General features: G+C 39.8%; 13 protein-coding genes. 4 read left to right on the top strand and 9 right to left on the bottom strand.

The genetic code is table 11. The features are described from left to right. Positions 1 to 92: 92 nt before the first annotated feature. Positions 93 to 1256, bottom strand: a complete 1164-nt coding sequence (locus tag PTUN_RS19615) for a peptidylprolyl isomerase (RefSeq protein ID WP_009836983.1) — start codon at positions 1254 to 1256, stop codon at positions 93 to 95. Beyond that, entirely contained in the window at positions 1257 to 2267 is a 1011-nt protein-coding gene (locus tag PTUN_RS19620) for a phospholipase C/P1 nuclease family protein (protein ID WP_009836982.1), read from the bottom strand. Between the two features lie 199 nt (positions 2268 to 2466). On the opposite strand from PTUN_RS19620, the gene PTUN_RS19625 reads away from it, so the two are divergent. Together PTUN_RS19625 and PTUN_RS19630 are read left to right on the top strand one after the other, a co-directional pair. Next, positions 2467 to 3237: a MipA/OmpV family protein gene (locus tag PTUN_RS19625; protein WP_009836981.1), complete on the top strand. Its 771-nt coding sequence runs from the start codon at positions 2467 to 2469 to the stop codon at positions 3235 to 3237. A gap of 354 nt (positions 3238 to 3591) precedes the next feature. After that, positions 3592 to 4578 (top strand): catalase family peroxidase, encoded by a 987-nt coding sequence (locus tag PTUN_RS19630; RefSeq protein ID WP_009836980.1) that lies wholly within the window; start codon positions 3592 to 3594, stop codon positions 4576 to 4578. A 54-nt stretch (positions 4579 to 4632) separates the two neighbouring features. Here the strand turns inward: PTUN_RS19630 and PTUN_RS19635 are convergent, their stop codons facing one another. Continuing rightward, entirely contained in the window at positions 4633 to 5070 is a 438-nt protein-coding gene (locus PTUN_RS19635) for a MarR family winged helix-turn-helix transcriptional regulator (RefSeq protein WP_009836979.1), read from the bottom strand. A gap of 121 nt (positions 5071 to 5191) precedes the next feature. On the opposite strand from PTUN_RS19635, the gene PTUN_RS19640 reads away from it, so the two are divergent. Then, positions 5192 to 5620, top strand: a complete 429-nt coding sequence (locus tag PTUN_RS19640) for an organic hydroperoxide resistance protein (protein ID WP_040643466.1) — start codon at positions 5192 to 5194, stop codon at positions 5618 to 5620. 69 nt (positions 5621 to 5689) lie between these two features. Here PTUN_RS19640 and PTUN_RS19645 read toward each other — a convergent pair whose 3' ends face one another. Together PTUN_RS19645 and PTUN_RS19650 are read right to left on the bottom strand one after the other, a co-directional pair. Continuing rightward, positions 5690 to 6922: a sensor histidine kinase family protein gene (locus tag PTUN_RS19645; protein ID WP_009836977.1), complete on the bottom strand. Its 1233-nt coding sequence runs from the start codon at positions 6920 to 6922 to the stop codon at positions 5690 to 5692. Further along, positions 6919 to 7581, bottom strand: coding sequence for a response regulator transcription factor (locus PTUN_RS19650; RefSeq protein WP_096035276.1), 663 nt, complete (start codon positions 7579 to 7581; stop codon positions 6919 to 6921). The genes PTUN_RS19645 and PTUN_RS19650 overlap by 4 nt, the downstream gene beginning before the upstream one ends. Positions 7582 to 7707: 126 nt before the next feature. On the opposite strand from PTUN_RS19650, the gene PTUN_RS19655 reads away from it, so the two are divergent. Beyond that, entirely contained in the window at positions 7708 to 9429 is a 1722-nt protein-coding gene (locus PTUN_RS19655; RefSeq protein WP_009836975.1) for an amidohydrolase, read from the top strand. Positions 9430 to 9500: 71 nt separating this feature from the next. On the opposite strand, the gene PTUN_RS19660 is transcribed toward PTUN_RS19655, so the two are convergent. From PTUN_RS19660 to PTUN_RS19675, 4 genes are all read right to left on the bottom strand, one after another. Beyond that, positions 9501 to 10100 (bottom strand): LysE family translocator, encoded by a 600-nt coding sequence (locus PTUN_RS19660; protein ID WP_009836974.1) that lies wholly within the window; start codon positions 10098 to 10100, stop codon positions 9501 to 9503. A gap of 36 nt (positions 10101 to 10136) precedes the next feature. After that, positions 10137 to 10880, bottom strand: a complete 744-nt coding sequence (locus tag PTUN_RS19665) for an SDR family oxidoreductase (RefSeq protein WP_009836973.1) — start codon at positions 10878 to 10880, stop codon at positions 10137 to 10139. A 238-nt stretch (positions 10881 to 11118) separates the two neighbouring features. After that, positions 11119 to 11730, bottom strand: coding sequence for a lytic transglycosylase domain-containing protein (locus PTUN_RS19670; RefSeq protein ID WP_009836972.1), 612 nt, complete (start codon positions 11728 to 11730; stop codon positions 11119 to 11121). A 70-nt stretch (positions 11731 to 11800) separates the two neighbouring features. Continuing rightward, a complete protein-coding gene (locus PTUN_RS19675; RefSeq protein ID WP_096035277.1) occupies positions 11801 to 12463 on the bottom strand; it encodes a type 2 periplasmic-binding domain-containing protein in 663 nt (220 codons plus the stop codon). Between the last annotated feature and the right edge of the window lie 49 nt (positions 12464 to 12512).

Below are 12512 nucleotides of genomic sequence, written 5' to 3' on the forward strand. Positions count from 1 at the left end.
CAATGACACTAAGCAAGATTATTATAAGCACTAAAATTATCATTGGCTTCGAGCCTAAAAAGTATTGTTTTTGAACGTTTTTGCTTTGCATATCAAAGCGCCTTTAACCATTGTTGTTTTGCTTGTTGATAACGAGCTAAAGCCTGTTGTTTTGCCAATGATTTTTTCGCTAAATAGCGAACTGTTTCGCTATCAGATGAATAATAATCTTGTTTTTTCTCGCCAGTTTCGATTAATACCCATTGGTCGTCGGGGCTTCTGATCACAGTTGATAGGCTATTGGCTGCTAAATTAAAGGCACTTTGAATCAACCAATTGGTCCGGCTGTGGTTGCGAGTGAGGCGATTGTGATATTGGGCGAAAATATCTTGGTAATTCATTTTCTTAAGCGCATTAGCAAAACCAATTTTTTGCACTAGTTGATAAAAATCATCGGCGCTTTGTTTATCAACAAATATGGCTCCTGTTGCAAAGACCTCAGAGCTATAACGAAACTGTTCTTTATGGGTGATATAAAATTGGTTGAGCTGTGATTCAGAAAGAGTCTGCTCCAGTTCTTGCAGCAGTGCGCTTTGGCTATGCATCATATCACTAATACCAAAATACGAGCGCATTGCAGGGCTTACTATGGTTGCAGTGGCAATATCGGTTAAGTGGTCAAGTTGATAACCCTGTTTTGCTAAGGCTGTTTTTTGTGTGAGCAGGTATTGATAACGTAGCCAATTTTTCATTTCTGCAAGCAGATAATTATGGTCTCCTTGATGAAGTTTAAAACGGCTTTGCATCGACAAGCTGTGGTAAAACTCATCAAAATTAAAGTTAAATGAGCCTAACTTAATATTGAGCGCTTTGAGTTTATCTCGCGTTGCAGTTTGGAGCTCTCCAGTATTGGGATAGGTTCCGAGCATATTTTTAAGCCAAAGGCTGTTATAGGTCTTTATCACTTTAGCCGATAGAGTCGGCTCAGAAATTGTTATTTCATTTATCAATAAATCAATAAGATAACGTTTGGCGTGATAGTCCGTACTAAACCCAACATCTGATAATCGAACGACTAACTGGGGTTGGTATTGATTTGCTTGTGCGAGTAAGAATTGTTCTTCTAATAGCTTTTGTTTTACTTCTCTGGATGAAATGTTGGGTGAATATTGCTGATAACGTTTAGTTAATAAAGCCAGTTCTTCGGCTGTAAATTGAGTGGTGATAGACCAAACAGGTAGGCTCAAAAAGCCTACCAAAAATAACATTGCTCTCATTTACTCTTGTTCCATAGCATGATTGAGCAAATGGACCACCATGGCGATGGCATGAGGAATAACTTGTTTGGCTGTGGCGACTCGGTCGTAATGATCTTTGGAGTTTAGTACGATGCCGCCTTGAGCATAAGAAAATGCACCACCTTGAGTCAAAATAGGACGAATATCTTGGCTTTGGCTATCTAGGGGAGCAAATGAGCCCATAACATCGCTGACTAGCGTAAAATCATTTAGTTTTTCTTGGTCGTAATAGTCTTTAATCCAGTTTTCCCAGCCACTGTGATTTAAATCTGAGGTTGTCCAAGTATGGTGAGGTTGCAATAAGTCGGTGGTGTGAAATACAAAGCCTAATAATTGTGGATTTTTATGGCTAAGAAAACTTTGATACCAATATTGACCTAAGTTATCTATGGGTTGAAATGGAATTTTTTCAAAATTTTTGTACATACCATATTGCGATTGGCTGCCAATTCGATAGTTTTTCTCAGTGATTTGATAGCTATTATATTTACTGTTATCAGCACCAAACCAACCCGTTTGTCCACCTTGCCCATCATCAAGATGATCACCTTTAAGCCAAGTTGCCGCTAAGGTATCAATGGTGCCCCAAACGGTCAGTTTATCGTAGTTATAGCCACCAAAGTCGTTACCATGCGCATCTGCACCTTGGGTATGATTTTGAAAATGCCAATAACTGGTATATTTCACAATGCTTTCAGCCATGCCCCAAATAGGAGCTTGTACGCAGTTACCTGTAATGGCACCGCATAAAAACGTATCTTCAAAATCATCAACATCATAGGCTGCTTGCCCCATCAGTTGACCAAGTTGAGTAGGGGTTAAACCTAGTTTTTGACTCCAAGCATAAAGTTTTTGATAGTGTGTTGTATTTGGATTTTGTGCCATATAACTCACCGCATCTTCAACAATGCGTTTATGTGTTTCTTGGCTAAATCCATACGATTGGGTTGTACAGAGCAGCAACGTTGCAGCAAATAGTGTTTTGTTCATAGTACCAGTCTCTTTGTTTTTTAATTAGGTACTTGAGTGTATCGGTAGAGTAATGACACTAACTTTACAAAAACATGAAGCTTTAATTTTAAGCTGTACAATTTTTAACTTATTTCTCCTTGCTAAATAATAAATCCAAATTAGTGTCATCTTCGTACTGTAATTTCGCTGATATCTAAAATAAGGATGGATGATGACAATGAATGCAATGTATGGATCTGTTTTGTGTGCTGCGCTGTTACTGAGTTTTTCTGCTATTGCAGAGCAAAGTCGTGGCGAAGCAAGGGAGCGTTTAGAACCTGAAGGCTTTTTGTACGGCATAGGTTTAGGTATCAATCAAGAATTGTATAAAGGGTATGACAAACGAGTGATCCCACTACCGATTTTAGGTTATCGTGGTAAACGATTGTCAGTTTTAGGGCCTTTTGTCAGCTACGATTTTTTGCAGTTAGATGGGGTTCGTTTTGCTGTGCAAGCTGCGCCTCGATTTCAAGGATACGATAGCTCTGATAGCGATGTGTTTATCGGCATGGATAAACGTAAGTTTTCGTTTGATGCCGGGCTTGGAATAAAATATCAACGTGATGATTGGAGTTTTGATGTATCTTCAATGTTTGATGTACTCAACAAATCAAATGGGTATGAACTTAAAACATCGATAGGGCGGGCATTCAAACAAGGCCCACTTTTTATTGAGCCGACGTTATCGGTCAGCTATCTCGATGCAAATCATGTTGATTATTATTATGGGGTGGCAGCCCATGAAGCGACATTTGCAAGGCCAATGTACGAAGGAAAAAGTGCGGTTAATACTTCTGTTGGTTTATCCATCGGCACCCCGATATTTTTTGGTGGTTTTACCCGTTTAGGCATTGATTACACCTGGAATGATTCGAGTATTTCAGAAAGTCCCTTGGTTGAACGAGATACTAATTTGTCACTCATTTTACTGTACTCTCGGTTTTTTTAAGCTGCACTTTAATAGAGCATACTAAAGCTTGTGTATGCTCTGAATTATCCCCCGGTATATTAACTAACCTCAATACAGGATAATAAATCTAGCTCAGGCAGCTATTTTTAATGCTAATAGCGTTGGATTAAGGTGCGATAGGCTCGCTGTTTACGCAAAAATCTGCCTTGTTACCCTTTAAAATCAATGGCTAGAGAGGAGCAACTTACATATTTAATTTTAATTCAATAAGTTAGTAAACCTCTTATCTAGAACTGAGGTTAATTATTTGAATTTTATAAATTAAATTGAAAGTTAAAGTGTGTTAGCTGGGTCTATTCAGTATCTGGAAATATTTGCAATAAAAGGTATTACATGTTGATTAAACCCATTTTATTTATCGCACTGAGTGCAACAAGTTTTGCAACTGTCGCACAAACCCCTGCGCCAACGAAGGCAACGGGCAACGATTTTATTAACGTATTTGAAACACTATCCGGTAAACAAGCAGGTGTGCGTAAAGGTCATGCTAAAGGGGTGTGTGCAACTGGGGAGTTTGAGCCCAGTGAGCAAGCCTTACACTATTCAAATAGCCCCTTACTTCGAAGCGGCAAAAGCCAAGCGAACATTCGTTTTTCGATGGCCGGTGGCAATCCAAATGCCGATGAGCGCGCACGCACTCCAAGAGGTATTGGGGTGCAATTTATTACTGAAAAAGGTGAAGTTCATAATATTGCAGGGTTAACAACTCCAGTATTTCCGGGAAAATCACCAGAGGTTTTTTTAGGATTACTTAATACCTTAGTACCTAATGAACAAGGAAAAGTTGATTTCAAAAAAGTTGCCGAGTACCGCAAACAAAATCCAAGCACCTTAGGGCAGTTTAACTGGTTGCAGGCGCATAATCCGCCAAGCTCTTATGCGCATACCACCTACTTTGGTATTCATACTTTTTATATGGTCAACGATGAAGGGAAACACACCCCTTTTAGATGGCAATTAGTACCTGAAACAGCGCAAAAGCAGTTGACTGATGAGCAAATGACATCACTTGAATCATCATTTTTGGCCAAGCAACTTGAACAAGATCTAGCGCAAGCGCCTATTCATCTGCAACTGCAAGCGGTAATTGGTCAAGCCGGTGACCCAGTCAATGATCCTTCAGTGCAGTGGCCAGCAGATCGTGAAGTAATCGCTTTAGGCCGATTAACCCTGACTGCTAGTGGCAAAAATCAATGTGACCCAACTAACTTTGACCCTAATTTGTTAGCGCCAGGTTTTGCACCAAGCGATGATGCGGTATTAAAACTGCGTTCAAGTGCTTACGCTATTTCGTTTGGTAAGCGCTTAACTGGGCAATAATGCCCCTGTGTTACCAGATAATACTTTATAAGCTCTGATTTTATCAGGGCTTTTTTATGCTTGGTTTAAATCACCACACACTTTATCAAGTAGGCTTATAAGAGTATGGACATCTTGTTGGCTGATGGTTGGAAAGGCACATTGAATTTGCGCCGGAACAGAAGCGGCTTTGTGTTTTAATGCATGACCAGTTTGAGTCAAGCGTATCAGTTTTTTACGTTTATCATCTTCATTTGCACTAATGCTAAGTAATTGTTTGGTTTGCATTTTCTTTAATATTAACGTCATTGCGCCGCCATCAATGGCTGTTTTGGCTAATAAGGTTTGAATTGTAATATCGTCTTGCTGCCAAAGGGCCATCATGACGACATATTGCGGATAGGTTAAATCAAGCGCTTCAAGTAAAGGGCGATAGGCGCGGATAACTCCATTTGATGCCATGTAAAGGCGGTGGCAAAGTTGTTTATCAAGCTGTAGTTGTGAATAGGGCATAAGTACTCCAAAAAGAAGTTTATTTTATTTTGTGTGCAAAGTATTTGCAATCAATAAAAATTGCTGTATATTATTTTGCATGCAAACTAATTTGCGTTTTATTTTTTAAATAGGAATGATTATGAACGTGTTAGACACCGTACTTTATACAGCAAAAGCAACAGCAACAGGCGGCCGTGAAGGCAGCGCTAAATCTGACGATGGCCGTTTGGATGTTAATTTATCAACACCAAAAGGGTTAGGTGGAGATGATGGTGCCGGCACAAATCCTGAGCAATTGTTTGCAGCGGGTTACGCGGCGTGTTTTATCGGCGCACTTAAATTTGTTGCAGGTCAAGCTAAAATTGCATTACCAAAAGAAACCCATATAAATGCTGAAGTGTCTATTGGGCCAATTCCAGCAGGTTTTGGTATTGCGGTAAAATTAGCGGTATCACTGGGTGAAATGGATAAAGAGCAAGCGCAAACACTTGTTGAACAAGCTCATGCTGTATGCCCATATTCAAATGCAACGCGTGGTAATATTGCAGTTGAATTATCAGTTATTTAATAATGCAAAAAAGTGTATTGGTTTGAGCAATACAATCAATTATTGATAAAAAATAAGCGCATAACGCGCTTATTTTTTTGCCCAATTTACTGTGAGCGAAAATTGGTCGCTCTGTTGTTTTATTGTTAGCGTCAGATCTAGCCTGTTTGCTATTTGCTGAATAATGAAGAGTCCAACACCATGCCCCTGTGGTAAATTGTTATTTATTTCGGGGGTATTAGTAAAACAAATGCTATCCGATGTGAGGTTCACATCGGCTGATTGTAATGCGCTATATTTTGCAGCATTTTGTAAAACATTATTTATTAATAATAACCAAAGTTGTTGATTGCTATTGATATAGCAAGGCTCTGCGGTGGGTTTTATATTCAGTGCAATAGAATAGCCCGCTTCTGCCAGTTGCATTTGGCTTTGATTAAGTAACGGTACCAGATTAAACCTAGTTGTTGATAACGATTCAGTTTGCCAAAGTAGCAGTAAGCCTTGACTTAATTGTTGCATTTGATTATTGGCACAATGTGCCTTTGCGATTGCATTTAAAACTGGCTCAGTAATATCATCTAGTTGTGCAAGTCTTGAAAACGCCGCCTGTTGTACTGCAATTGGGGTGCGTAATTCATGAGCTAAAAATTGAACTAAGGTCTGTTGGTGATGGAGTGACGTTTGCTGTTGTTGAACTAAGTCGGCATTGTATTGCTTGATGTGATTGAGCGCATTAAGTGGCTCGATAATCTCATTAAAAATAAGGTTATTTGGCAATGCAATGGGCTTTGCACTCTCTGCCAATTGTGAAATCCATGGTGTGGTTAGACAAAGCTGGTGAGCAATAAAATTACTGATGTGTTGTAAAAAAGTTAGCAAGGCAACTAACCCCAGTAAGCATCCGACAATGACCCATACGGTAAGCGAATTTAGGTCATCGGCTATAAAATAATGCAAGACATAAAACGGTGTTGCAGTTGGTATCGCTTGATAAGGATAGATATAAATCACCTGTTGTTGATGTTCAACAATGGTGAGGGTATTAACTGGAAAAGACCGTTTTGTTTGTAAACTAGCAGGTAATTCGGTCACTGAAAAATAATATTCTTTAACACCTTGGTCAAATTCAATAATGTTATCCCCTGGTTTATAAGCCTTGCTAAGTACTTCGCCATCGTAGTGCATGTAATACTCGGTCGCATCATCTAGTGCCAAGTAATGGTTATGAATTAATAATGTAATTACTAACAAAGTGATGGCAACAAATACAATACTCAACTTAATTTTCAAATAATTGATCAAGGTTTTAGGCTTGTTCATCTTAAAGCAACTCCAATCCCGCGAATTGTTTTAAATAGCGCTTTTTCATCAGGGTGGTCAATATTTTTTCTTAAGCGGTTTAATAGGGTTTTGTACATATCAGGATTGGCATCTTGGTCGGGCCATAAGTGAGCCAAAATAACCTGTTTTTTGACTATCTCAGGGCTGTTATGTGCTAACAAAGTAAGCAGTTGCCATTGTTTTGGTGAGAGAGTTAATGAACGATGACCACGCATCACCAAACGTAAGTTGAAATCTATATGCAGCGAATCAAGCTCAAATATACGAGGTGTTTGAGGGATTAAAGAGTGAGTTAATATCCTTAAACGCGCTACTAGTTCCGCTAATTCAAAGGGTTTAGTGAGGTAATCAAGTGCACCGAGCGAAAAAGCAGTTAGTTTATCGTCTAAATGCGTCCGTGCTGAAATAAACATAACTGCAGGCGGATGCGCTAACGCTGACAGTTTTGAGCAGACGGCAAAACCATCTAAGTAGGGCATTTCAATGTCTAAAATTAGGGCATCATAATGATTCACTTCGACTAAGTGCAGGGCCATTTTCCCATTGTCGGCATAGTCACATTCAATACCTTCTGCCGCAAGATAATCAATTATTAACGCCGCAAGGTTTCTTTCATCCTCAGCTAACAGCACTATCATTATGAAACCTCGGTTGAATTCTATGTAATGAATAGGAGTTTAGCATTGATAAAATTACCATAGTTACCTTTTGGTTACCTGCTGTTTGTTAAGGTTTACTTCAATGAATTAATTGAGGATTGTTCGATGAAAAAAACCAAACAACTTTTGGTTATGTTGCTGTTAAGTGCGTCAAGTCTTGCACTTGCGGGCTGTTTAAAAAATCAGCCAGAGTCAACGCTAATTGACGAAACTGTTGCTGCTGAAAGTCTCGCAGATAGTGTTTATATCAATGGTGCTGTTTATACCGTCAATACGGCACAACCCAGTGCGCAAGCAATTGCAGTGCAGGGAAACAAAATCGTATTTGTTGGCACTACTGAGCATGTAAACCAGTATATTGGTAAAAATACTCAGGTGGTCGATTTGCAAGGGCGTACTTTAATGCCCGGCTTTCATGATGTGCATATTCATCCTTTGGAGTCTGCATCTGCTAGTACACAATTTACTTTAGATGAGCAACAATCTGATCCTGAATATTTTATTGCTGACATAGCGAATGCCAGTGCTAATTTTGCCAATACACCATGGTTAATTGGTTATGGCCATACAATTAATACGATATTAAATACGACTCGCTCGCCTTTAGACATTTTAGATGAAGCTGAGTCAAATCGTCCGGTGATTATAATGGAGCAAACTTCGCATTCTATGTGGGTTAATTCTAAAGCATTGCAGTTGGCACAATTAAATGACGACAGTGCCGATCCGATTGGTGGGGTACTAGGGCGTGACCAATTAGGGCATTTAAATGGAGTTTTATATGATAATGCCGGTAACCTAGTGATGCAACAAGCCTTAGCGGCCCTAGGAAATAGTGCCCAAAATGAGTATTTGGGGTTAGTGGAATACACGCTTCCTGAATTTGCCAAATATGGTATTACCTCAATTAGTGATGCACGAAGTTATTGGCAACGTGATCAACAAAAGGTGTGGCTTCGCGCCGAACAAGAACATAAGTTAACCGTGCGTGCTAACTTAGGGCTTTGGGCTTATCCTGAGTTGAGTGATGAAAAACAGCTAAAACAATTAGCTGCTCTATATCAAAACGACCCGACAAAGTTAGTGAAAATAAATCAAATCAAACTCTATAGCGATGGTATTTTAACAAATACTACCGCAGCAATGCATGAGCCTTACCAAATTGATTTGCTTGGACTTTATGGCAACAAAGGATTGAATTATTTTAGCCAAGAGCGTATTGCTAAATATATTAAAGCCTTAGAACCTATAGGTTTTGATTTTCATATGCATGGCATTGGCGACAGAGCCATTAGCGAAGCGCTCAATGCAGTTGAGATGGCATCAAAAGGGCTGGCTCGTCATCGGATCACTCATGTTGAAGTGGTCGACCCAGAAGATTATAAACGTTTTCTCACGCTTAATGTCACTGCCGATGCGCAAGTTGCAGGCGAATTTACCAATCCAGAGTATTGGTCAGAAAATAGTGAATTGATTGGTGATGAGCGTTCAGATCATTTAGTACCGATTAAGTCACTAAGCGATGCTGGTGCAAGATTAACACTCAGTAGTGACTGGAGTGTCAGTCATTTCAACCCGTTTTTAGGGTTGCATAATGCGCTTAATCGAGCTCCTGAAGCAATTACACTCGATCAAGCTATACGTGCTTATACCATCAATGGCGCTTATACCATGCGTCAAGAACAGTTAGTTGGTTCGATAGAAGTTGGTAAATTAGCGGATTTTGTTGTGTTAGATCGCGATATTCGTACAACCCCAATCAGTCAAATAAAGCAAACTAAAATTGATATCACTGTTTTCGATGGTGAAGTGATTTATCAACGATAACAAAGCTGAGCCATTGTGTGGTAAGCATGAAATCCGCCCCAGACTATTTAGTACTCATTTAATAAGGCTATTTATATGTTCGAAAAGGCGAGTAATACCGTAACGACCATTAAACTAGCAAAGCCAATTCGAATTGGGCGAGCCCACTTGTTATGGTTAAAAATTTCACTTAACAATGCACCAAACAAGAGCCATAAAACGTCAACCAAGATAGCAACTTTTAGACAGACTAACCCTGTTGCAACATGGCTTAAAAAAGCGTTGTCAAAAGGCAATAAAAACTGGCTAAACAAGGCAATAAAGGCCGCATAAGCCTTAGGATTGAGACTATTTAGCAAAAAACCATCGCTAAAGCTAGGTGTATTTACTGTTGCTAAAGCCCAATTGCCAAGAGGTGCTTTAGCAATTTTGATAGCAATCCAAATTACGTATGCAGCACTGAGCAGCTGAAGTAACCACTTTACAATTGGGTAGTGTATTAAAAGTGCAATTACCCCAACACTGGTCACAATAATCACCAACACTAAACCCGATAAAATACCAGCCAAAAAGCGAAGGCTGTGTTTAATACCAAAAGTAGCCCCGCAACCAGCTAAGGCCAAAGGGGTGGGGCCGGGTGAGCCTAGCAGTAATGCGGTTGTGCCGACTAACAGCAGCAGTTGGCTCAACATTGTGAGCCTCCAGTTATCAAGAAACTATGCTGCATGTTATTTACCACCCGCCAAATCGATAAAAGCACCCGTGACATAAGATGCATGATTGCTCAGTAACCATGCCACTGCACTGGCAACTTCATAAGGTTGACCAGCTCGACCTAATGGGATCATCGGGGCGACCCGTTTTAACCGTTCAGGTTCACCACCATCTTGATGAATATCAGTGGCTATAAAACCTGGACGTACTGCATTGACTCTTATCCCTTGACTGGCAAGTTCTAACGAGAGGCCGGTTGTAAATGAATCCATTGCACCTTTTGAAGCTGCGTAATCAACATATTCATGAGGTGCGCCTAATCGTGACGCGGCAGACGATATATTAACAATGGCGCAGCTTTGGGTTGGATGATGCTGCATGTGAGCAATGGCTGCTTTAGCACATAAAAAAGCACTCGTGACATTTACACTTAAGATGCGATTTATACGTGCCGCGCTCATTTGAGTCACTGGCATTTGGGGTAACAAAATCCCGACGTTATTGACTAAATGGCTAACAGGGCCAAGGGTTGTTTTAATGTTGGCAAACAAGGTATCGACTTCTAATTCTTGCGATACATCAGCCTGAAAAATTTCAGCTTTTCGGCCCATCGCTTCAATTGTATTACAAAGCTGCTGCGCTTGTTCTTTCTGTTGATGGTAATTAATTGCAATATCGAAGCCTTGCTCGGCTAACAATAATGCACAGGCTTTACCGATGCCACGGCTTGCACCTGTGATGAGAACAACTTTATTCATAAGGGATCAAGTGCCTTGATTACAGTAACATTGAGTGTCCCTTAATGGCTTAAAACGTGCAAGTAGGCAAAAGTGATATTGGTTATAAATCAATGGAATAGTATTAAAAAAAGCCAGTCGGGGGCGGCTGGCTTTTGGCGTATAAGTAATAAAACGGATTACGAATACTACAAGGGATAAATCAATTAACGGGCACAGTATGGCAAAACTTAACTGAACAGCTGCTTAATTTTAAACGTTAAGGTAATAATAGCGCTTGTTGGTAGCGTTGATGTAAAATACTCACTCGTTTTACATACGCTTGAGTTTCTTCAAAAGGAGGAATACCACTGTATTTTTTAACGGCATTCGGCCCTGCATTATAAGCGGCTGCGGCAAGTTTGACATTACCTTTAAACGTATCGAGTAGTTGAGCAAAATATTTAGTGCCGCCATCAATATTTTGTCTGGGTTGCCTCAGGTTTTTAACCCCAAGTTCCTTAGCGGTTGTTGGCATTAATTGCATCAAGCCTACAGCGCCTTTTTTCGATAACGCATCATATTTAAAAGCAGATTCTGCGTGGATCACTGCGCGGATTAAAGCGGCAGGAATATTGTGATCTAAGCTCGCTTGAGTAATTTCAGCATTAAAATCGTTTTTAAATAGTTTGGTGTGATACCAATCAATGCTTGAATCAACACGACATGCAAAACAATCGTATTTAAGCACATTATATTTGTGCGCCATGGGTTTTTGGTCGGTAAAGGCAATGGTGCCATTGGCTTGAATATACTGATAAACCACTTTATCTTTGGCATAAATGGATAGGCAGTTGAACAGTAAAATAGTCAGGCAAAAAATACGCAGCATTTAAGTAAACTAATAAAACGAGATAAGGTAATTTTACGTCAGGTTAAGTAATTGTAAAGGGGCTTTACACTTACTTAGGGTCAACTTTGGATTCGGTCAAAAGCTGCTGTATCTCAAGGTTAAGTGGCGTAATTAAATGTTGGTGGCGTTTATGCAAAAAGTGATACAAAGGCTGCTCGAGCAAGGCCGGTTGAAGCGTCTCAATGTTAAAGGTCGCGAGTTGTCGTAAAGGGGCGGGTAAAATCACTATGTCGACTCTATCTTTTTCAAGTAATTCAAATGCTTGTGTTGCAGCATTTAGTAAGGTTATTTGTTGATGTTTTTGCAGTTGTTTTTCGATAACAGTAAACCCTCGGACTGTGGCTATTCGATAGGGCTTAAGTGCATTCCAAGTGGCATACTCTATTTTTTTTGTTTTACTAAAAGCAAATACCTCCATAGTCATAATCGGGGTAGGAATGGCGATAAAATCGGTAACTAGATTTGAGAAATTACGACCACGTACCACTTCACCATCAATAGAATCATCTCTTATATCTTCGATTATGGCACGTCCGGCAGGCATGGTCAGAACGGTAAAGTCACAACCAATCGCTTGATAAGCTTGATGTAAAAGTTGGATTTCTTTGTAAAGAATTTCAACATCATCGGGGGCTGCAAAAGTGAGCAAGCATTTTGCTGCTATCTGATTAGATACAAGTATTAGAAAGACATAAAAAATTCTAGCAACCACGTGGATTTCCTACACAATTTCGCTCCTACCAGTCAATCAGTGTAAAACG

This window comes from Pseudoalteromonas tunicata, from assembly GCF_002310815.1.
In the GTDB taxonomy this organism is placed as follows: domain Bacteria; phylum Pseudomonadota; class Gammaproteobacteria; order Enterobacterales; family Alteromonadaceae; genus Pseudoalteromonas; species Pseudoalteromonas tunicata.